Here is a 24,125-nt window from a genome sequence, read left to right as displayed (position 1 = left end):
GTAACAGAAGTTAATCTAACCGACTATTTCATGAAAAGCAATTATGGAAGAGAAGCAAGCAAAGAGTGCAAAAGAGGCTAACCAGAAGCAGCTACATGATCCGCAGGTTGAGTCTATTCATCAAACGGCTGAAGGCAAGCGACTAGAAGAAACTGGCTGGAAAAAATGGGGGCCTTATCTGAGTTACAGACAATGGGGAACCGTCAGAGAAGACTATAGCGCTTCGGGCGATGCGTGGCGATCCACGACCCATGAGATGGCCCGTTCCAAGGCGTGGCGTTGGGGTGAGGAAGGACTGGGAGGCTTCTGTGATGATAAGCAGAATCTGTGTTTCGCCTGGGCTTTCTGGAATGGGAGAGACCCGATACTTAAGGAGCGCTTATTTGGCCTCACCAACTATGAAGGTAACCATGGAGAAGATGTAAAAGAACTGTACTATTATCTGGACAATACGCCCACACATTCTTATATGAAAATGCTCTACAAATATCCATTTGGGGCATTTCCATATGAGCAGCTAATTGACCAGAATGCTCAAAGAACCCATCAGGATCCTGAATTCGAGCTCATGGACACAGGTATCCTTGACAACGGGCAATATTTTGATATCGTTATTGAATATGCAAAAAATAATATCGAGGATATTTTAATCCAGCTGACGGTTACCAACCGCTCTTCAGATACTAAAGAACGCCTCCATATTCTGCCAACCCTCTGGTTCAGGAACTGCTGGAGCTGGGAATTGCAAGCAAAAAAACCAGCCATTCATGCTGTTGAAAATAACCATCTGGAGTTCACCCATGAGACATTAGGTACCTACCATTTTTATACAGAGTCTTCCGGCGCCTTCCTGTTTTGCGATAACGAAACCAACAATCAAAAACTCTACGGCAGTGCCAATGACAGTACCTATCTAAAAGATGGCATTAATGAATACGTAATACATGACAATGTAAAGGCGGTAAATGATAAGTCGGGGACGAAAGCCTCCATCCATATCATTGAAAATATAGAACCAGGGGCAACAAAAACGCTTCGATTCAGGTTGTCCCAGAAAGCACTCACAGATCCATTCAAAAACTTTGATCGTATTTATAAAACTAGACTGGAGGAAACAGATCATTATTATGAAGCCTTGCAGGAGATTGTACCGGATGCAGAGGAGAAACTGATTCAAAGGCAGGCACTGGCAGGAACATTATGGTCCAAGCAATTCTATCACTATAATGTCAGTAAATGGCTTCAGGGAGATCCGACGGCACCGCCACCACCCGCGTCCAGAAAGGAAGGCCGTAATAGCGAGTGGCAAAATATCGACAATATGGATATAATATCCATGCCGGATAAATGGGAATATCCCTGGTATGCTACCTGGGATCTGGCATTTCATGCGGTAAATTTTGCTATGATAGATTCGGCATTTGCCAAAAATCAACTTTATATTATTACCCATGATTGGTATATGCACGCCAACGGGCAGCTGCCTGCCTATGAATGGGATTTTGGCAATGTTAACCCGCCTGTTCATGCCTGGGCTACCTGGAGAGTCTATAAGATTGATGAAAAAAACAACGGTAAGGCTGACACGGAGTTTTTAAAAGCAGTTTATCACAAACTGCTCCTCAATTTTACCTGGTGGGTCAATCGAAAAGATGCTGAAAGGAACAATATATTCGAAGGCGGCTTCCTGGGTCTGGATAATATCGGGGTATTTGACAGAAATGAGGCGACAGCGCATGGTGTACAACTGGAGCAATCTGATGCCACTGCCTGGATGGCCATGTTCGCTCTGAATATGATGCGCATCGCGTTAGAGCTCTGTAAAACCGACCTCGTATATCAGGATATGGCATCAAAGTTTTTTGAACACTTTTTGTCCATCGCCTATGCTATGGAAAATGTAAAAGGCGACGGAGAGGGGCTTTGGGATGAGGAAGATGAGTTTTATTACGACCAGATCCGCACCAAATACGGAGAGAATATCCGGCTTAAATTAAGAAGTATCGTCGGCATTATTCCGCTCTTCGCGGTAGAGGTCATTGATGAGGCCAGTCTGCAACAAGCACCGGAATTCATCAAACGAATGAATTGGCTCTATGAAAACAAACCGGAACTGGCAAGCCTGGTGTCCAGATGGAAAGAACAAAACAACACGCTCCATTTACTATCGTTACTTAGAGGACACCGGATGAAAAAGATCCTGGAACGCATGTTGGATGAAAATGAGTTCCTTAGCCCATATGGAGTCCGCTCCGTATCTAAGTATCATAAAGACCATCCATATTCCCTCAAAATTGGTGATTTTAACTATAATGTGGCCTATACGCCAGGGGAATCAGATTCTAATATGTTTGGTGGCAACAGTAACTGGAGAGGGCCGATCTGGATGCCTATTAACTTTCTGATCGTGGAAAGCCTGCAGCGGTTCCACTTTTATTATGGTAATGATTTTAAAGTGGAATGCCCCACCGGCAGCGGCAACTACATGACTATTCTTGAAATCTCTGAATTCCTGGCCTGTAGGAATCTACAGCTATTTGCTGCAGACAAAGATGGAAGGAGGGCCTTTCTGAATGGAGATGAAAAACAGCAGACCGATCCGAATTTCAGCAAGTACATCCTCTTTCACGAATATTTCCATGGAGACACCGGAAAGGGGCTCGGCGCCTCTCACCAAACAGGCTGGACAGGTATTATCGCTAAAATGATCCAGTCGAAGTATAACCAAAAAAGAGGAAAATAACCTCCGCAACCTAAAGGGCTTTCTATAATCAAATCACAAATGGCCATACTATTCAATCTTAAAAATCCTTTTTAAATTTCCCCAATACTTACTTACCTTTGCAGCCGTAATTTTCCTCGGGGTGCTTTTCCTTAAACGGAAGGCTGAGATCAAACCCGTATAACCTGAACAGGATAATGCCTGCGAAGGGAAGGCTGCAAATCGCCACCTACATATTGCAGTACACATATGTAGTGTTCCCCTCTCTGCTAAACAGTAACCTGTTCACATTTAAATATTTATGAAAAGGTTCTGTGTTATCTTGTGCCCGCTATTAGGTGTTGTATTAATGGGTTTGATGCCATTGCTTTCCGAAGCACAACAGGTTGTCTTAGAAGGTCGTATTATAAATACAGACAGGCAACCGGTAGAAAGCGCAACGGTCAGATTTCAGGAAATCAATAAGAATGATTCTGGTAAGATAATAGCAGATAACAACGGACATTTTTCACTGCGGCTCCAAAAACACAGTAAATACAAAATCACGATAGAAGCTATTGGTTATGAGCCCTCTTCACCCGAAATCCGGACCAGTAACGGCCTACTGGATAAGGTGTTCTTTTTGACGCCTATAACAAAGGCACTGGACCCGCTGGAAGTAAGGGCTATAAGAGCAGCCGATCATGCCCCGTTTGCCAAAACCAATATCAATGCGGCAGAAATACAGGAAAAGAATCTGGGCCGGGATCTGCCATATCTGTTAAACCAGACGCCAGGCGTAGTTGTCAATTCTGATGCCGGTAATGGGATCGGGTATACCGGTATCCATATCCGAGGTTCCGACGCTTCGAGAACCAATGTTACACTCAATGGCATTCCTTATAATGATGCCGAGAGCTCCGGATCTTATTTCGTTGATATGCCAGACATTGCTTCTTCAATTAACTCTATACAAGTTCAAAGAGGTGTAGGCACTTCGTCAAATGGGGCAGGTGCATTTGGAGCCACTATAAATATCAGCACCAACCAGGTTCATCAACTTCCCTATGCTACGCTTAGCAATAGCTATGGCTCCTATAATAGCTGGAAAAATACGGTGGCAGCCGGGAGCGGACTGATTGACGGTAAATTCACGGCAGACATCAGATTAAGCCATATCAGCAGTGACGGTTATATTGACCGCGCCTCCAGTAAACTGGAATCCCTGTTATTCTCAACAGCATATGTAGGGAAAAACACCACTGTTCGCTTCAACTTTATCACCGGTAAAGAAAAGACCTACCAGGCCTGGAACGGCGTTCCCCAAGACCATATCAAAGATGATCCTACCTATAATGAATTGGGGTATATTGAGGCTACCGATTCTTATTACGCCAATCAAACTGATAATTATACACAAAGTCACTATCAGCTCTTTATCAATCACTCTTTTAACGCTGCATGGTCCTTTAGTTTAGCCTCCTTCCTGACCAGAGGGATCGGCTATTATGAAGAGTATGAAAATAATGAAAATTACACAGATTACGGTATCAAACCAGTAGATACCTTATCCACAGACCTCATCCGAAGAAAATATTTAGATAATTATTTTTATGGACAAACTTTTTCATTGCAATGGAAACAGACAAATGACCTGTTCACTTTAGGAGGGGCCTGGACCAATTATGATGGCGGGCATTACGGGCGGGTCATATGGGCAGCCAATGGAGGTATGACACCTGAGTATGAATATTACAATACGCCTGCTTATAAATATGACAAGAATGTGTATCTGAAATGGATGCATGATTTTGCCGACTATTGGCATTTATTCGCAGATATGCAATACCGTCATGTATGGCACAAAATGAAAGGTTTTAGCGGGCATCCGGATTTAAAAGTGGAAAGAAAATTTGATTTCTACAACCCAAAAGTGGGTATCTCTTACGCCAAAAATGGCTACAATGCCTATCTGAGCTACGCCCTGGCCAACAAAGAGCCTAATCGGGATGACTTCGAGGCAGGTCTGACACACCAACCCAAAAGAGAGCAATTACACGATTTTGAATTGGGAATGGAAAAAAAAGCCGGTAAATACTTTTATGCTATAGGCCTATATTATATGCGTTATAAGGATCAGCTGGTGTTAACCGGTCAATTAAATGATGTAGGAGAAGCCACAAGAATTAATGTACCAAACAGCTACCGTGCAGGTATTGAACTCCAGGCTAATTACAAATTTGTCAATTGGATGGATGCGGCATTTAACTTGTCTCTCAGCAAAAATAAGATCGATAAGTACACCGCTTATTATACGGCCTATGACAACGACTGGAATGAGTTGGACCCCATTATTGAAACCCAACACAATACGGACATCGCTTATTCTCCTAATATCGTAGGAGGTGCCAGCATTAGTTTTCATCCAGTTGATGCAATGACGCTGTCCCTGGAAGGAAAATATGTTGGCAGACAATATGTAGATAATACACAAAACAAAGACCGCAGTCTGGAAGGATATTACAATCAGGATATCAGAGTCGTCTATCAATTGAGTGGCAACTGGTTTAAACGGTTTCAACTGATAGGGCAGGTCTATAACCTGTTCAGCACAAAATACTTTACAAACGGAGCCACCTATCCGGAATATGAGGGCGGTGCCATCAACAATTGGCTATACTATTTCCCGGCAGCGCCTATTCATTTTATGGCGGGGGTTCAGATGGATTTATAATGTTACAGTAACTGCTATGAAGAAAAGGGGGTGCGCAGCCGGACACTAAACAAAAACAGGCGGAGGCGTCCCCACTGGGGGAGTCTGGGAAGCCTGAAGCGAAGGCTATACAAGAGTAAAAACCTGATGCATAGCATAGCAGTACCATGTTACACCTCGTAATTAAGCAAAGAGAGGCCGGTACATGGCCTCTTTTTTTTGACCGGTCTCTCTGAAAGAAGTTGCAAAAAATATATAATCGAACGATTATTCGATTATATTTGCGCCATGAGACTAAAAGACGAAAATAAGGAGATCGTTATCCGGAAAAAGGCGATGGAAATGATTGTGAATGAGGGATTTGACGGCTTGAGTATGCAGAAGCTGGCTAAACGAGCTAATATTTCTCCGTCCACCATTTATGTATATTTTGATAGCAGAGAGGAGCTGGTAAATAGACTTTACAGCGAGGTGCAGGAAAAATTCGAAAAAGACGCATTGCATAATTTCTCTGAAAATCTAAGATTTAAAGAAGGATTGTGGCTGCAATGGAAAAACCGACTTACCAATATCATTCAAAATCCCTTAGCTTACCAGTTTTACGAACAATTCAGGAACTCGCCGCTTATACATCAAAAAAATATGAAACCGGCAGCTTTCATAAAGGCAATGCAAGCTTTTACTTATAACGCCGTACATAACAAAGAAATAGTGGATTTACCCCCAGAAATATTCTGGGCTGTCGCTTATGGTCCTTTTTATACGTTGGTAAAATTTCATCTGGATAAAGCAACTATGGCTGGCACAGCGTTTTCTCTTACCGAGCAAAAACTATGGCAATGCTTTGAATTGGTCATGAAAGCCCTAACATTTGAATCTACAGAAAAATAGCTAAATTATAAAAAATGAGAATTAATCATCTCAATCTGGTCGTTAACGATGTACAGAAAACCACCGTCTTTTTTGAGACTTATTTTGATTTCCAGTGTAAAGTTGTAAAAGGTGACAATATCATTGCCGTGCTGCAAAATCCCGATAAGTTCTCGCTGGTAATCATGCAGAGTAAAACCGGTGACACGGATTATCCAAAAGACTTCCATATTGGTTTCATGTTGGACAGTCCGGATGAAGTGGACGACCTTCACCGAAAACTGTTAAGCGGGAAAAATAAAATAGATCAATTCCCCAAAAATATAAGGAATAGTTATGGTTTCTACTTCTACTTTGACAATCTATTTATTGAAATCGGGCATCATTTTGCAGAAGCGAAATAGCAACATAGGTAGGTTTCGTAGGCGTTTATAATAGTTTTTCTCAATACATAAACGAAAAACAGCAACGAAGCGGATAAAACGCCCTGAAAATGCTGGCGGTCGAACAGCAATTTAACAGCCAGGTAAACAGCCGGAACAGCCTATTTCATGCTTCAAATACCTTAACTTAGCGCCATGGAAAAAAAATTATTTCTATTGGATGCAATGGCCTTGATTTACAGGGCATACTATGCGTTACTACGTAATCCACGCTTAACCTCACAGGGCAAAAACACCAATGCCCAGTTTGGCTTTACAAATACCTTGCTGGAACTTTTAAATAAATACAAACCCACCCATATGGCGGTTTGTTTTGATACACATGCCCCGACTGAAAGACATAGTGATTTTGAAGATTACAAGGCAAATCGGCAAAAGGCACCGGAGGATCTGTTAGATTCCATTCCTGATATTAAAAGAATCATCGAAGGTTTTAATATACCCTGCATAGAAAGTGATGGCTATGAGGCCGATGACATCATCGGCACATTGGCTTGGCAGGCAGCAGATGCCGGTTATAAAGTCTTTATGGTAACACCAGATAAGGACTACGGTCAATTACTTACCAAACCAGGTGTATTTATATACAAGCCAGCCTATATGGGCAAAAAAGAGGAAATATTGACCGCGGAAAAAATATGTGAAAAATGGGATATCGCAAGAGTCGAACAAGTTATAGATGTCCTGGGACTTATGGGGGACGCTGTAGATAATATCCCTGGTATTCCGGGCGTGGGAGAAAAGACAGCCGCTAAACTCCTGAAACAATATGACAGCCTGGAAAACATTCTGGAGCATGCTCATGAAATCAAAGGAGCTTTGGGGAAAAAAGTTCAGGAAGGTAAAGAAAGTGCAATTCTGTCCAAAAAACTGGCAACTATTATTACAGATGTACCTGTAACTTTCCATGAAGAAGACTTCTGTATAAAAGAGTTTAATCAGCAGGCGTTATCCGACATCTTCTCTGAACTGGAATTCAGAAGCCTGGGTAAGCGTATTTTAGGAGAAAGCTTTAAGGTAGATGTTCATGTAGCGGTTCAAAGGGATTTATTTGGCAATGTAGTTGAATCCAGCACCACGATTTCAGAGACCACTAAAGCGGCCGGCGACGCATTTTTACCCGAAGAAGAAATTATCCCCCTTGAAAATAAGACAATTGAAAATACACCACATCAGTATCATCTGGTACAGGGGGATGCGGCTATTAAAGAACTTATCGGCACCTTACGGCAATATGAGGAAATTTGTTTTGATACAGAGACAACCGGCACTGATGCCAATAATGTAGAGCTGGTCGGCATGAGCTTTTCAGTTAAAGCTGCGGAAGGATATTATGTACCTGTCAGCGCAGATCAGGCAGAGGCAAATCGTCAGGTGGAGCTATTCAGCGGATTATTTTCTGATCCGAATATTACCTGGATCGGACAGAATCTCAAATATGATCTCCTCGTCATGAAGTGGTACGGACAATCCTTCCCGGGGAAGATATTTGACACCATGGTCGCTCACTATGTTATTGAGCCCGAAGGCAGAAGAAATATGGACCTGCTCAGTGAAAAGTATTTAGGTTATACACCGGTTTCTATTACAGAACTGATCGGTAAAAAGGGTAAAAACCAAGGCAATATGCGGGATGTACCTGCGGAAAAAGCGGCAGATTATGCGGCAGAAGATGCAGATATCACCCTACAGTTAAAAGAAGTATTCAAGCCCTTGATCAGAGAAAAAGCAGTAGAAAAAGTATTCTATGAAGCGGATTTACCGCTGGTAAAAGTGCTGGCTGACATGGAGTTTGAAGGGATAAGAGTAGACGAAGATTTTCTTAAAAATTATTCTTCTGTCCTGGAATCCGATGCAGCCATTTTTGAGAAACAGGTATATGAAGCCGCAGGTGTCCATTTTAACCTGGCTTCTCCAAAACAGCTGGGCGAAGTTCTCTTTGAAAAGCTAAAACTGGATCCTAAAGCCAAGAAGACAAAGACAGGCCAATACGCAACGGGAGAGGATGTATTATCCAAACTGGCTGTCCAACATAAGATTGCTGATGACATCTTAAGCTTCCGAGAGTTGACCAAGTTGCGAAACACCTATGTAGATGCTATACCACAACTGATCAATCCTAAAACTGGGCGCGTACATACATCTTACAACCAGACCTTGGTTGTAACTGGAAGACTGAGCAGCAATAATCCGAATTTGCAAAATATTCCGGTTCGTACCGAAAGAGGTAAAGAAATAAGAAAGGCTTTTATACCCCGCGATAAAGATCATGTATTGTTCAGTGCAGACTATTCACAGATTGAGCTCAGAGTGGTCGCAGCCATCAGTGGAGATAAAAATATGTGTGAAGCTTTTAAGAGCGGTGCAGATATTCACACAGCCACAGCCGCAAAGGTCTTTGGCGTGGACGAATCTGAGGTAACCAAAGAACAGCGTTATAAAGCCAAAAGCGTCAATTTTGGTATTATTTATGGTCAAGGGGCATTTGGTTTGGGCCAGAACCTGGGAATCTCGCGAACGGAAGCCAAAACGATAATTGACAACTATAAAACCGAGTTTTCAGGTATCGCAAAATATATGGAAGACACCATTGCCAGAGCTCAGCAAAACGGCTATGTAGAAACTCTGCTGGGCAGAAAGGCCTGGATCCGGGATATTAATTCGGCGAACTTTACAGTCAAAGGTTTTGCAGAAAGAGTGGCTATTAATGCACCCATTCAGGGCACAGCGGCGGATATGATCAAACTGGCAATGATTGGTATTCATAATGAAATGCAGCAAAGAAAGCTTCGGTCAAAAATGATCCTTCAGGTGCATGATGAATTAGTCTTTGATGTACATAAAGATGAACTCGATGAGTTAAAAGAGCTTGTCCTGCACAAGATGCAAACGGCACTTCCCTTACCGGAAGATGTTCCTGTGGTAGCAGAGATCGGTACAGGCAACAGCTGGCTGGAAGCGCATTAGCCTCTCTTTTGAGAATCTGTTTGAACAATTTTGTGAGTGATCTGTCGTTTCTAATATAATAATCCCGGCTGAGCACCTTTTAACCATGTCCTTCGGCCGGCAAATTTTTAAGCCTTTATGACCAAAAACAGATGGACATACTTCCTACTACTGGCTGCTTGCTTTTTAATCTGCCTTTCTGGCTGCCAGAAAGATCAGGTTGGTACAGACGGCGGCCTGTCTGTATACAGTTCAGCAGATTCTGTCGAATTTGACCAGGTATTCACAACACAGATCCAGCCTACACAATCCGTCAAACTTCTTAATGGCAGCCAGCAGGACATCCAAATTAATAATATCAGGCTGGCGGGAGGAGAAACCTCGCCCTTTAAAATCAATGTCAATGGTCAGGCCGGTACAAATTTTAATACACTTTCACTGGCCAAACAGGACAGTCTTTATGTTTTTATCACTATTTCTCTGCCTGAGCACAACAGTGACGAGCCTTTTCTTGTAAAGGACAGCATTGAATATCAGTATGGTGATAAGACGGGCAAAATAATTTTGCATGCAGTTGGCATGAATGCCTACTTTCTCTCTGGTGGCACGATCAGTTCTGACACAACGTGGACCGATGAGCGTCCTATTGTCGTTAATGACAATATAACGGTCGCTACCACTGCCACTTTGCATATCAATCCGGGCACCAAAGTCTTTACCAGAGCGGGTAAAAGTATCAGAGTGAATGGCCGGATACAGGCACAGGGCGCTGCTGACAAAGCGCATCAAATACTACTTACAGGTAGCCGGTTGGATAAACCATATAATAATATGCCTGGCAGTTGGCAGGGCCTGAGCTTTGGACCTGACAGCAAAAACAATATACTCAGTTATGTCCATATAAAAAATGCAGTCAATGCAATAGCTGATACGTCCAAATCAATATCGGCATTCGATGTCAATCATCAGACAGCCGTAACACTGGAGGAGTGTGTTATTATGCAAAGCGCCAAAGAGGCGCTGCTATTTAGCCATAGCAATGCAATAATCAACAATTGTCTCATATACAACTCTGGTATCGGTATTCGTGCCATGGGCGGAAAATATACACTTAATTACTTGACAATGGCAGGTTACAGTAATGATTATATTTATCACACTAATCCATTACTTTATCTGGCGGACCATGATGGTAAGGGGGTAGGGGATCCATTAACAATCATGGCAACAAATTGTATTATCACGGGAGATAACGAGCCACTGGATGAAATATTCCTCGATAATAAAAACAGTGATTTTACGTTGATATTCAAAAACTCACTGATTAAAGCCACCACTTTACCCCCCTTAGGTAGCTTTAAAGATTGCCTTTTAAATGTGGACCCAGCCTTTATATCCATTGACAACCTGAGAGCAACATACAATTTTCAATTACTCAACGTTTCACCGGCCATTGGTGCCGGTATACCTGTTAACGGTATCTCAAAAGATATCCTCAACCGACAGCGTTCCGAGGCGACGCCTACGATAGGCTGTTATGAATTTAAGGAAGCTGCAACAAACTGAGCACAAATAAAACGTATATTTGAGTAGCATTTAATCTCAAATCGGCACAAAAATGAAAAAGTACTATTTTTTAAGCTTGCTAAGTATAGCTGTTGTATTTAGTATGTCCTTTTGCAAGACCGGTAATACAACACCTGATATGCAAGAAAAAAACACAAATACAATGGTCTCCCCGATAAAATCTCAGACAGCCATGGCTCAGACGATCTATGATTTCAAAATTGCATCTATTGACGGGGGTACTATTGATTTCTCAAAATATAAGGGTAAATATATCCTCATTGTCAATACAGCCTCTAAATGTGGTTATACACCACAGTATAAGGGGCTGGAGCAACTTTATAAGGATTATGGCGATAAGCTGGTGGTCGTAGGATTTCCATCTGATAATTTCCATGACCAAGAGTTTCATGACAACAAGGATATCAAGGCTTTTTGTGAAAAGAATTACGGCGTGACATTCCCTTTGACAACCAGAGTGGATGTCAAAGGGAATGACATAACTCCTGTATTCGACTATCTGACCCATAAGTCAGAAAATGGACAGCTGGATGCTGTGATTTCCTGGAATTTCAATAAATTTTTGATCGATCCTCAGGGAAAGCTGCTGGCGCACTTTGATTCCAAAGTCACTCCGGAAAGCCCAGAAATCACACATTATTTTAATTGATAGAACTTTTATCCTAAATAATAGCCGCCAGCGTCCTTTGCAAAATGGAGTGTTGGCGGCTATTATTTTACCACCTATTTGGCACCAAATGATAGTTTTTGTTCAGAATTGTGACAAAATATGATAAGATAATTTCTAAGGATTCTGCCGTTCTAGGTGTTTTTTATATTAGGTTAATTTATTATTATATATTTTTATAATATAATAAATATAATATACAAGGTCGATGTTTTGATAAAATTCAAAGATTTTAAAAATTCTTTGGAAATTATACAAACAACTAGGCCGTTAACGAACATTAGTTTAAACATCTTCAAATTTTTTTGATGAATATTTAGAAAATCTAAAATTTATTGTCTAATTTTATGCCTGTTCGTCAAAAATGACGATTCAATTCATTCACTATTTGTTGTAGATATGTCAAGACCAGAAAATCAGCAGGGACTATATGATAGCTCCTTTGAGCATGACGCGTGTGGAGTGGGGTTCGTGGCCAACATTAAAGGCAGAAAATCTCACCAGAATGTTGCTGACGCCCTAACCATATTGGAAAATATGGAACATAGAGGGGCCTGTGGGTGTGAACAGAATACGGGTGATGGTGCCGGTATTATGATCCAGACCCCACATGAATTCTTTTTTGAGGAATGTCTGAAAATGGGCGTCCACTTGCCTTCCTTTGGAAAGTATGCCGTGGGTGTTCTGTTTTTTCCGCGAGACCTGCGTTTAAGAGAGGAATGCAGGGGCATTTTTAACAGGGCCGTAGAGACCCTGGGGCTGGAGATCCTGGCTTATAGAAAGGTACCGGTGAATACGCACGACATCGGCAAAACAGCACTTTCTGTGGAACCGGAAATGGAGCATGTCTTCATCGCCTGCCCAGATCATATCAGCGATCCGGAAGCCTTTGAAAGAAAACTTTTCGTACTGCGCAATTACGCGGTTCACACTATACTGAACACCGTTAAAAACGATGAGATCGGTTTTTATATCGCATCGCTTTCTTATAAAACAGTCATTTATAAAGGGCAACTGACCAGCGGTCAGGTGCGTACTTATTTTAATGACTTGAATAATAAAAAAGTTGTTTCCGCATTTGCACTGGTACATTCCAGGTTTGCCACCAATACATTCCCTTCCTGGAAACTGGCTCAGCCATTTCGCTACATCGCCCATAACGGTGAGATCAATACCCTGCAGGGAAACTTAAACTGGCTGAAGGCCGGTGAAGGTGATTTTGTCAGCGAGTATTTTACGGAAGAGGAAATCGATATGTTACTGCCCATCGTCACTTCTCAACAGTCTGACTCTGCCTGTCTGGATAATATGGTAGAACTGTTAGCCTTAACTGGCCGCAGCCTGCCACACGTGATGATGATGCTGATCCCTGAGGCCTGGGATGGTAACGATCTGATGGATCCTGTCAAAAAAGCATTTTATGAATATCATAGCTGCCTGATGGAACCTTGGGACGGCCCGGCTACCATATCTTTTACGGATGGCAAGATCATCGGCGCGACCCTGGATAGAAACGGTTTGCGTCCTTCCAGGTTTTGCCTGACTAATGATGACCGCGTTATCATGGCTTCTGAAACGGGGGCACTCATAGTTGATCCATCCACCATTATTCAGAATGGCCGTCTGCAACCGGGTAAAATGTTCGTCGTAGATATGGAGCAAGGCAGGATTATCAGCGATGAAGAATTGAAAAATGAGATATGTTCCGCCAAGCCCTATGGTGAATGGCTGAATAAATATAAAATCCGGATGGAAGAACTTCCGGAGCCTCGGGTACAGTTTACCCATCTGGAAGATGCCCAGATATTTAAATACCATAAAGCCTTTGGTTATTCACAGGAAGACATTCATGATATTATTTCGCCAATGGCGATCGGTGGTAAAGAACCTATCGGCTCTATGGGCTCCGATGCGCCGTTAGCAGTATTGAGTGACCAGCCCCAGCATCTGAGTGCTTATTTTAAACAGTTATTCGCACAGGTGACCAACCCGCCGATCGATCCCATTCGTGAAAGGATGGTGATGTCCCTGGCAACCTTCCTGGGCTCTTCAGGCAACATCTTAAAAGAGGAACCCGAATACTGTCATACACTGGCACTTAAAAATCCAATACTGAACAACATCGAATTGGAAAAAGTCCGCTCTATTGATACCGGTAGTTTTCAGGCGAAGACACTGCAGACCTATTTTCGCGCCAACGGCGAATCTGGCGCCTTGAAAGCTGGTATTGAGCGGCTTTGCCGATATTCTGTAGATGCAGTTAAAGATGGTTTTGAAGTATTGATTCTCAGCGACCGGGCTATAGACAGCGAGCACGCAGCGATACCTTCTTTGCTGGCTGTATCTTCCGTACATCACCATTTGATCCGTAAAGGACTCCGTGGTAAAGTGGCATTGGTCATTGAAGCCGGCGATATCTGGGAAGTCCACCACGCTGCCTGCCTGATTGGATTTGGTGCGACAGCCATCAACCCTTATCTGGCACTCTCTACGATTCGTTCCCTAAAGATCACCGGTCGCCTGAAGACAGATCTGACCGTTCATGAGCTCAAGAAAAACTATGTCAAAGCCATTTGCGAAGGCTTATATAAGGTCTTCTCTAAAATGGGTATATCTACCTTACAATCCTATCAGGGAGCTCAAATCTTTGAGATTATCGGTATTAATAAAGAGGTAGTCGATCGTCACTTTACCGGGGCCACTTCCAGGATTGAAGGAATGGGGCTGGATGAGATTGCCAAAGAAACTTTATACAAACATCGTTTTGCCTTCAGCAAAACAGAAATCCCGATTGACAGGTTGCCTGAAGGCGGGCTTTATCAATGGCGCAGAAAAGGCGAAGTACATTTATTTAATCCATCTACCATTCATCTGTTGCAGTATTCTACTCGGATGAATGATTATAAGATCTATAAGAAATATGCCAAACTGATCAATGAACAAGGCAAAAAAGCGGTTACGTTACGCAGCCTTTTCGCATTGAAGCCCAACCGCCCTTCCATATCAATTGATGAAGTAGAGCCGGCAGAAAACATTTATAAACGTTTTGCGACGGGCGCAATGTCCTTCGGTTCTATTTCCTGGGAAGCGCATACCACACTGGCGATTGCTATGAACCGCCTGGGCGGTAAGAGCAATACCGGTGAAGGTGGAGAAGATGAGATCCGTTATCAGCCGATGGAAAATGGAGACTCCATGCGTTCTTCTATTAAACAGGTAGCTTCGGCCCGTTTCGGGGTGACCAGCCAGTATTTGACTGAAGCCGACGAATTGCAGATCAAAATGGCCCAGGGTGCCAAACCTGGTGAAGGTGGCCAGCTGCCAGGACACAAAGTCAACGACTGGATCGGTCGCGTTCGTCATTCAACCCCGGGCGTTACACTGATATCTCCTCCGCCACACCATGACATCTACTCCATTGAGGATCTGGCGCAGCTGATTTATGACCTGAAGAATGCCAATCGCGGTGCCAGGATCAATGTTAAACTGGTATCTAAAGCAGGCGTGGGCACCATTGCAGCAGGTGTTACCAAAGCCAAGGCAGATGTGGTGTTGATCTCTGGTTTTGATGGTGGAACAGGTGCGTCACCTATTAGTTCTATCAAGCATGCAGGATTGCCATGGGAGTTAGGTCTGGCAGAGACGCATCAGACGCTCGTTAAAAACAATCTTAGAAGCAGGGTAGTTGTACAGGCAGACGGACAAATGAAAACAGGCCTGGATATTGCCATTGCGACCTTACTGGGTGCTGAAGAATGGGGAGTGGCCACAGCTGCACTTGTCGTAGAAGGTTGCATTATGATGCGTAAATGTCATCTGAATACCTGTCCTGTTGGTGTAGCGACACAAAATGAAACTTTAAGAAAACGTTTTTCCGGCAATCCGGACCATGTCGTTAACTTCTTTAAATTCCTGGTGCAGGATTTAAGAGAGATTATGGCAGAATTAGGTTTCAGAACGATTAATGAAATGGTGGGACAAGTAGATTGTCTCGAAAAGAGAGACAATATCACCCATTGGAAATTTTCACAGCTGGATCTCTCGCCAATACTGTACAAACAACCCACAGATGCAACCTGCACTGGTCTCTATCAGACTGAAGCACAGGATCACGGACTGGAAGACGTCCTGGACTGGCAGCTGCTTAAAGCAGTACAACCGGCTTTGGAAAATGGGACACCTGTCGAAGCTTCTTTTACTATCAGAAATATCGACCGTACGGCAGGAACCATTCTCTCTAATGAAATCACCAAAAAATATAAAGCCGAAGGCTTACCGGAAGATACTATTAAATTACATTTTACCGGAACCGCCGGCCAGAGCTTTGCCGCCTTCAATACCCGTGGTGTCACTATGGAATTAGAAGGAGATGCCAATGACTATATAGGTAAAGGCCTGAGCGGTGCAAAGATCATCGTTTATCCTTCCCGCAAATCGGCCTTTGTAGCGGAAGACAATATTATCATTGGTAATACCGCGTTTATCGGAGCTACTTCCGGAGAGGCTTATATACGGGGCAAAGCAGGTGAGCGTTTTTGTGTCAGAAATTCGGGTGCCAAAGTCGTCGTGGAAGGAGTTGGAGACCATGGCTGTGAATACATGACGGGAGGGGTCGCTGTAATCCTGGGTGAGACAGGACGAAACTTTGCCGCAGGTATGAGTGGCGGTATCGCTTATATTTACGATGTCAAAGGCAATCTTCCCTCTATGTTTAATGGAGAGATGGCAGACTTAGAGTCACTGGATGAAGAAGACATCACTCTACTCAGGTCAATGATCGAAAAGCATCTGAGCTACACAAATAGTAAGGTCGCTGCCTTTATCATCAGTGATTGGGAAAATCAGCTGAAAAATTTTGTCAAAGCTATGCCGCGTGATTATAAAAAAGTACTTCTGGCAGCAAAAGAGAAAGCCATGGTGAATAAATAATAGGCAATAACGGAAACGTAAGTAGCGGACAAATTACCAATAATAATATTATTTTATAATTAGGGGACGATGGGAAAAATAACAGGATTTTTAGAACACACGCGTGAACTGCCAGAGAAAAGAAGTGTAGCGGAGCGTGTCAAAGATTATAAAGAGTTTAATAATCTCTACAAAGATAATAAACTCGTAGAGCAGGCATCCAGATGTATGGATTGTGGGGTTCCTTTTTGTCATAATGGTTGCCCTTTAGGTAACCTGATCCCTGAATTCAATGATGCGGTCTACCGTGAGGACTGGAAAGAAGCTTACGACATTTTATCATCTACGAATAATTTTCCGGAATTTACGGGGAGAATCTGTCCGGCACCCTGTGAAAGTGCATGTGTGCTGGGAATCAATCAGCCTCCTATTGTTATTGAAGAGATCGAAAAACATATCATAGAGAAAGCTTTCGAGCTGGGCTTGGTCAAGCCCCGGACCTCTATTGTACGTACCGGCAAAAGAGTCGCAGTAATCGGTTCCGGCCCTGCGGGACTTGCCGCTGCCACACAGTTAAATAACGCAGGTCATCTTGTAACGGTCTACGAAAGAGATGACGCACCCGGAGGCCTTCTGAGATACGGTATCCCAGATTTCAAGTTGGAAAAAAACATCATTGACCGCCGTGTGGCAGTCTTAGAGCAAGAGGGCGTCGCCTTTAAATTTAATGCTAACGTAGGCGTCAATGTCAAATTAAATGATATTCTGAGAGAATATAATGCTGTTGTACTGGCCGGTGGGTCTACTGTTCCCAGAGACCTTCCTGTACATGGTCGCACCCTTAAAGGGATCTATTATGCCATGGAATTTTTAAAACAGCAAAATAAGCGGGTGGCTGGCAAAGATCCTCTTGCTAACCCCGAAATTGAAAGCAACATCCTTTCTGAAAATGTTACCGCTTCCGGGAAAAATGTAATTGTCATCGGTGGTGGTGATACCGGTAGTGACTGCGTGGGCACTTCCAACAGGCAACAGGCTACATCAATCACACAATTTGAACTGATGCCGGTGCCACCTAAAGAAAGAACGGAGTTTATGCCCTGGCCGACCTATCCAATGATCCTTAAAACAACTTCTTCCCATGAAGAGGGGGCTGAGCGTCATTGGGCCATCGCGACAAAAGAATTCATCGGAGATGACAATGGACACCTCAAAGCCATCAAGGTGGTCGATCTGGAGTGGAAGTCAGAAAATGGCCGGCCGTCACAATTTCTGGAAGTCAAAGGCAGCGAAAGAGAGCTACCCTGTGAGTTAGCCTTACTGGCCATGGGCTTTTTGCATCCATTGCAGGCTGGCATGATCGACGAGCTTGGTGTAGAGCTCGATGAAAGAGGGAATGTCAAAGCGACAGAAAAGGAGTTCCTTACTTCTATTCCTAAGATATTCGCTTGCGGGGATATGCGTCGTGGTCAATCTCTGGTCGTATGGGCCATCAGCGAGGGTAGGGAATGCGCCAGAAAAGTAGATGAGTTCCTGATGGGGCACTCTGTTCTGGAAAGCAAAGATGCAAACCTGATCGTTAATAATGTGTCATAGCCTGACAGCGATTCAAATCTAATAAAAGAAAAATCCCCTAAGAATAAATAATCATTGAAGGGGATTTTTTTGTAACCAACTATCTTTCGCAACCTTATTGTGTAACCAGTGTGCCTACATTCTTGCCCTCAATAACGGCACGCAGGTTACCTGGCTTGTTCATATCAAATACAATGATCGGCAACTTATTTTCCATACAAAGCGTAAAGGCCGTCATATCCATGATTTTAAGATTGTTATCAATGCACTCCTTGTACCCAATCGTTTCGTATTTAACGGCAGATGGATCTTTTTCGGGATCCGCCGTATAGATACCATCTACCCGCGTGCCTTTCAGGATTACGTCTGCCTTGATTTCTATTGCGCGCAGAGAGCCACCGGTATCTGTAGTAAAATAGGGATTACCGGTTCCGGCACCAAAGATAACTACCCTGTTTTTTTCCAGGTGGCGGATCGCTCTTCTACGGATATACGGTTCAGCAACCTGATCCATCTGAAGGGCACTCTGCAAACGCGTAAAAATGCCTATTTTCTCTAACATCGCCTGCATAGCCATTCCGTTGATGACGGTAGCTAACATGCCCATATAATCACCATGCGCTCTTTCAATTCCACTTTCCGCCTCGTTCATCCCCCGGTAGATATTTCCCGCTCCGATCACAACAGCTACCTGCACCCCCATATCCGTGATACTTTTAATATCATTGGCGTATTGTTCAATAATTTTGGGATCAAATGGTTCTGTACTATTCTCGGCTTTCAGCGATTCACCGGACAGCTTGAGTAAGACACGCTTATATTTTGGGAGCATGGTGGTTAATTTGTTTCAGTGCAAAATAACGGGATTTTTTTTTTAATGCCAACTGCAAAGGCCAGACTGTCCTGGTCAAAAATAACCATCGTGCAGAAATTGTGGAAAAGTCTGTTCACGATAACTGTTTCAGGTAGAATACTTTGACAGGTTCAGATAATTATTTAATATTGTCATGCCGACGTAGCAAACCCAAATCTGACGGCCTGTTTATACCCATGTCATTTCAAATTAACGCCAGTTATAGCGAGCAACTCCATTTTCAGGGTACCTCATCCAGAATGCTTTATGCATTGCTTTTAAAAGGCATTGAGGCAATGGGCTGGTCAAGGGGAACAGTGACAGAAACCACCATAACCGCGTATGCGAAGTTCTCTCTTACTTCTTTTGGAGAAGTAATTCATCTGGAGATCAATCAAGACATTGTAGAGGTCACAAGCACCTGTCTTATGCCCCAGCTCTGGAGCATCGGCAAAAACAAGCGAAATATCAGGCGCCTGGGCCGTAACCTGAACTTGTTAATGGAAAATTGCGCAAATGAAGAACTGCAACAAACCTATATGAAGGCCAGTGCTGAATTTATCGCAGGTGAGCGGCAGGGCGGTGGATCGGGGCGATTCCGAAGCGTTGTAGCGTCCGCCAGTAAAATATCTGGATTTATGTCGATTTTCAATCCCAAACCGGGATATTTCATTACCCCTATACTGATCAACCTGAATATCTTCTATTTTTTTTTAATAGGTCTGGCAGGCGCCGGATTTGCCCCTTATAACCTCCATGGATTTGAATATTTTGGTGCAAATGCGGCAGATTTAACCCAAACACATGGTCAATGGTGGCGACTGCTTAGCTATCAGTTTATGCATGAAGGATTCATACACCTGATCGGCAATATGTTCGCCTTGCTGATGATTGGCGTATATTTAGAACCATTACTGGGTAGGGCACGTTTTTTACTGTTCTATCTCATCTGCGGGATGGCAGGCGGCCTGCTTAGTATATACAGCCACCCCTTTAGAGGATCAGTAGGAGCATCAGGATCAATATTGGGTATGTACGGTGTGTTCCTGGCACTGCTTACCACTGATCTGATAGAAAAACACGCCCGTAAAGCGATATTATCCACCCTATTATTTTTTATTTGCCTGCAGCTCTTAGCCGGGCTTAAAGCAACCATAGACAACAGCGCCCATATTGGGGGACTGGTTACCGGCTTTATACTGGGCAGAACTGCCATCTCTGCTATTAGAACGGAAAACACCTCACGGACAATAAAGCGACTGGCCGTCATCATCCTTGTTGCAGCACTCGCCGTCACTTTCGCGCTCAAGAAAATGCCCAATCAGCCTAATCGCTTCCGCCAGCATATCGGCCAGTTCAGCCGCAACACAGCAATGGCTTTACGTTATATAAAAATGTTGGGCAGTGCATCAGACGAGGCCATTATACGGGAAATTCAATATCAAACGCTGGGCTTCTGGAAGCAAAATGCAGATGTACTGGATCAATTAGATCAGCTTAGTATTGGAAAAAGTGGACATACAAGAGTGCAACAAATGCGTAATTTCGTCTTTATGCAGGTAAAAAAAGCAAGCTTTGAACTACTTTGGATCTTGCATAACCGGGATATACATGGTTATGTAGACAGCATTCAAGATTGCGACTATATACTTGACAATATGTTAGAGGATCTTTCATATACCCCCTGGACATTTCAATAGAGGGCGAGGTGCCAAGTATTACAACAAAGCCGTGTACTGGCCTGCTAAGACCTCATACACGGCTTTTAATGCCTTTGAATAGTTATAAAGATTATAGCGTTTCTTTTAGCCAGCTGAAGAACTCTTTTTGCCAGACCATCGCATTTTGCGGCTGTAGCACCCAGTGATTTTCATTGGGGAAATATAAAAACTTGCTTTTTATTCCTCTGAGTTGCGCTGCCTGGAAGGCTCCCTGCCCCTGTTCGATCGGGACACGGTAGTCAATACCTCCCTGAACGATCATAATAGGCGTGTCCCAGTTAGCGACAAAGTTGACCGGAGAAGCCGCATAGGAGTTCTGAGCAGCCTTATTGTCTTTTTCCCAGTAATATCCACCTTTCTCCCATTTTTCAAACCAAAGCTCATCGGTTGTTCCTGTCATGGCCACAAAGTCAAAGACACCGTCATGAGCAATAAAAGACTTAAAGCGTCCTTCATGTTTACCTGCCAGTTCAAATACGGAGTAACCGCCAAAACTAGCACCTACACAACCTCTGCGTGCGGTATCAACATAGGATTCTTTAGAAATATCATCGATGGCATCCAGATAATCCTGAATGACCTGACCACCCCAATTCTTGCTGACAGCAGCGTTCCATTCAGTACCATATCCCGGCATGCCGCGGCGGCACGGCACAACAATAATATAGCCCTGAGAAGCCATCAACTGGAAGTTCCAGCGATAAGAAAAGAATTGTGTAGTGGCAGACTGCGGCCCTCCCTGACAATATAATAAAGTGGGATATTTTTTACGTTTATCAAAGTTCGGCGGATAGACGATCCATTCCATCATATTATGCCCATCTTTAGTAGTAATCCATTTGCGCTCTGTCGTCACCGGGGCCAATGCTTTATAAGCTTCGTCATTTACGTGGGTTAATTGTTTGAGTGTCCCTGTTTTGATATTGAGCGAATAGACTTCAGCAGCCCTGGAAATGTCTTCTTTCTCTACGATCAGATGATCGCCCACCTGTGCGACGATAGATTTTACATCAAAATCGCCTTTAGAGATCTGACGGATCTGAGGCAACATTTTTGTCAGACCTATGTCCTGAACTGAAAACACCTGCATTGTTCCGTCAATAGGTGCGACAAAGAAAAGCGTTCTATCATCATCACCCCATTTAAAGGAGGCTACATTAATCTGGTCATTAAAACCGGTCAGATTCACAGTGCTTTCAGCCGTGCGCACCACCAGATCGGTTTTATCAGCTTCATAACCGGCGGTCTTCATCTGTAACCAGGCCATCTTACCTTTCTTATTAAAAGCAGGAGAGAGGTCATACCCCAGGTTTTCTTCAGTCAGATTCTGCGTTCTACCCGACGCAATGTCATATGCATAGATGTCTGTATTGGTGCTTTCTGCATAAGCAGTACCATATGCTTTCTTGCATACATAAATAATTTTTTTACTATCAGGACTCCAAATGTAATCCTCAGGACCGCCGAAGGGTTGCTGCGGGCAGAAATAAGGCTCATCGGGCATAATATCTTTTTTCTGTTCTGCCGCTTTACCATCTGCATATGGGGCATAAAAGACATGATCGAAGCTGCCTTCAAACCATTTATCCCAATGACGGTAGTTGAGGGAAGTATAAACCTGAGCGGACGTTTTGGTCAACTCCGGATAACGGTCACGGCCCAGCACTTTCTCCAGTTTTACGGCCTCGGCGCTCAACAGATATTTTCCATCCGGGGAAATACGGTCATTAGCTAGTTGAGCGTCTTTTTCTTCTTTGGAGAGCTTCGTGGCCACTCCACCTGTCAGCGGAACAGCATAAAACACGGCGGCTATCTTATTCTCCTGTATATCGGGCGTAGAAACCTTATAGATAAGGGACTTCCCGTCCTTACTGATTCCCTGGGCGCTGACCCTGCCCAGAGATAATAGTCCCTCGGGGGTCAGTGGAGATTTTTGTGCAGTGGCCTGTAACATTGTAAATGCGGCTAAAGTGAATAATAATTTTTTCATATTGAAAATTTTGTGATGGCTAAGCAAGACAAGTGTATATCTGTAAACCTATTGCTTGTTAGCCGGGAGGCAAAAATAGTAAAATAGTTCAGATTGAAAAACCTGTGCTCTGACAGAAGCAAGTATTCTTCAATTTATTGTTAAATGACAATTTTGTGGCAGTTGTCCTCTAATTGAATTCAGACAAGAGCTTATTTTTGCCCGGTTGATAAAATACTTTTTATCAGTACCTTACCCATTTAATAACATACACATGAGATTATTATCCCATTCAGTAACGCTGCTGCTCAGTACAGGGTTTATCGTATTGTCTTCCTGCGGCAACACCCAGGGCAATGAACAAGCAAAAACCTCGGCAGCGCAAGCGATTTCTCAGCGTACAGACCAGGGCCATATGCTGAACGTCGACACCAGTGCGAGTAAAGTATTATGGACCGGTTCCAAATTGGTCGGAAGCGCACATTCTGGTTTTGCCCCCATTGCGGAAGGTCAGGTCAGTGTAACAGGTGATCAGGTCAGTGGCGGCAAAATAGTGATCGATTTGAAAGGCCTTCAGCCTACTGATCAGGACGCCGAGAGCAACGGAAAACTAAAAGCGCATTTGTCATCTTCGGATTTTTTCTCCGTTGACTCGTTCCCTACAGCCACTTTTGAAATCACTAAAATAGAAAAGGGAGCTGAGCAATCTGTCAATGCGACCCCAGACAGCGGCAAGGACGCTAAAGCAGCAGGTATAAAGTCCAATACCACTGTTACGGGTAATATGACGATCAAGGGTATTGCTAAATCAATTACCTTCCCGGCAGAGATCCACGCGGACTCCAGTTCTGTAAGCTTTACGGCAGCTTTTGCTATCGACAGAACAAATTGGGGAATAACATATGGGTCAGAAAATTCAATCAGAGACAAAATTATTAGCAAAAACATTGATTTTCAGATCAATATTGAAGCAGGAAAATAACTTTTCAATACAAATGGTCGTTAAGCGTATTTAAGACCATTAATCTATATTTTTTCATAATTTTTCCTTTGAAAGACCGTTTAATCAGTTCATTATTTGTCTAAGCTGGCTTTTAATCGTAACTTTGCCGCCGAATTTGTGGAGAATTATGTTATAATATTGAAAATTAATAATAAATTTGAAACAAATC

Annotated in this window: 13 protein-coding genes and 1 riboswitch; of the genes, 11 read left to right on the top strand and 2 right to left on the bottom strand. The window is 43.3% G+C overall.

What is annotated here, in order from left to right:
* Nucleotides 1–43: 43 nt before the first annotated feature.
* From K9M52_RS15765 to K9M52_RS15725, 9 genes are all read left to right on the top strand, one after another.
* Nucleotides 44–2,743: an MGH1-like glycoside hydrolase domain-containing protein gene (locus K9M52_RS15765; protein WP_224069392.1), complete on the top strand. Its 2,700-nt coding sequence runs from the start codon at nt 44–46 to the stop codon at nt 2,741–2,743.
* 107 nt (nt 2,744–2,850) lie between these two features.
* A riboswitch (TPP riboswitch) is annotated at nt 2,851–2,951 on the top strand.
* A gap of 72 nt (nt 2,952–3,023) precedes the next feature.
* Nucleotides 3,024–5,435, top strand: coding sequence for a TonB-dependent receptor (locus K9M52_RS15760; protein ID WP_224069391.1), 2,412 nt, complete (start codon nt 3,024–3,026; stop codon nt 5,433–5,435).
* Between the two features lie 267 nt (nt 5,436–5,702).
* Nucleotides 5,703–6,305, top strand: coding sequence for a TetR/AcrR family transcriptional regulator (locus tag K9M52_RS15755; protein WP_224069390.1), 603 nt, complete (start codon nt 5,703–5,705; stop codon nt 6,303–6,305).
* A 14-nt stretch (nt 6,306–6,319) separates the two neighbouring features.
* Nucleotides 6,320–6,688, top strand: a complete 369-nt coding sequence (locus tag K9M52_RS15750) for a VOC family protein (protein WP_224069389.1) — start codon at nt 6,320–6,322, stop codon at nt 6,686–6,688.
* 174 nt (nt 6,689–6,862) lie between these two features.
* Nucleotides 6,863–9,694, top strand: a complete 2,832-nt coding sequence (gene polA, locus K9M52_RS15745) for a DNA polymerase I (RefSeq protein ID WP_224069388.1) — start codon at nt 6,863–6,865, stop codon at nt 9,692–9,694.
* Nucleotides 9,695–9,811: 117 nt separating this feature from the next.
* The gene (locus K9M52_RS15740; RefSeq protein WP_224069387.1) at nt 9,812–11,239 is read left to right on the top strand and encodes a hypothetical protein; all 1,428 of its coding nucleotides are present in this window, start codon (nt 9,812–9,814) and stop codon (nt 11,237–11,239) included.
* Nucleotides 11,240–11,291: 52 nt separating this feature from the next.
* Complete coding sequence (locus tag K9M52_RS15735; protein WP_224069386.1) at nt 11,292–11,909, top strand: glutathione peroxidase; 618 nt, start codon at nt 11,292–11,294, stop codon at nt 11,907–11,909.
* Nucleotides 11,910–12,326: 417 nt separating this feature from the next.
* Complete coding sequence (gene gltB, locus K9M52_RS15730) at nt 12,327–16,856, top strand: glutamate synthase large subunit (protein WP_224069385.1); 4,530 nt, start codon at nt 12,327–12,329, stop codon at nt 16,854–16,856.
* A 69-nt stretch (nt 16,857–16,925) separates the two neighbouring features.
* The gene (locus tag K9M52_RS15725; RefSeq protein ID WP_224069384.1) at nt 16,926–18,431 is read left to right on the top strand and encodes a glutamate synthase subunit beta; all 1,506 of its coding nucleotides are present in this window, start codon (nt 16,926–16,928) and stop codon (nt 18,429–18,431) included.
* A gap of 94 nt (nt 18,432–18,525) precedes the next feature.
* Here K9M52_RS15725 and pyrH read toward each other — a convergent pair whose 3' ends face one another.
* A complete protein-coding gene (gene pyrH / locus K9M52_RS15720; protein WP_224069383.1) occupies nt 18,526–19,242 on the bottom strand; it encodes a UMP kinase in 717 nt (238 codons plus the stop codon).
* Between the two features lie 218 nt (nt 19,243–19,460).
* Here pyrH and K9M52_RS15715 point away from each other — a divergent pair, with 218 nt between their 5' ends.
* On the top strand, nt 19,461–20,963 hold the full coding sequence (locus K9M52_RS15715; RefSeq protein ID WP_224069382.1) for a rhomboid family intramembrane serine protease: 1,503 nt from the start codon (nt 19,461–19,463) through the stop codon (nt 20,961–20,963).
* A 91-nt stretch (nt 20,964–21,054) separates the two neighbouring features.
* On the opposite strand, the gene K9M52_RS15710 is transcribed toward K9M52_RS15715, so the two are convergent.
* Nucleotides 21,055–22,974, bottom strand: coding sequence for a S9 family peptidase (locus tag K9M52_RS15710; protein ID WP_224069381.1), 1,920 nt, complete (start codon nt 22,972–22,974; stop codon nt 21,055–21,057).
* 253 nt (nt 22,975–23,227) lie between these two features.
* Here K9M52_RS15710 and K9M52_RS15705 point away from each other — a divergent pair, with 253 nt between their 5' ends.
* The gene (locus tag K9M52_RS15705) at nt 23,228–23,935 is read left to right on the top strand and encodes a YceI family protein (RefSeq protein ID WP_224069380.1); all 708 of its coding nucleotides are present in this window, start codon (nt 23,228–23,230) and stop codon (nt 23,933–23,935) included.
* The last annotated feature ends 190 nt before the right edge of the window (nt 23,936–24,125 follow it).

Source organism: Arachidicoccus terrestris, from assembly GCF_020042345.1.
Lineage (GTDB): Bacteria > Bacteroidota > Bacteroidia > Chitinophagales > Chitinophagaceae > Arachidicoccus > Arachidicoccus terrestris.
Note: the sequence above shows the minus strand (reverse complement) of the source record. Positions and strands in the feature narration are given on the sequence as shown.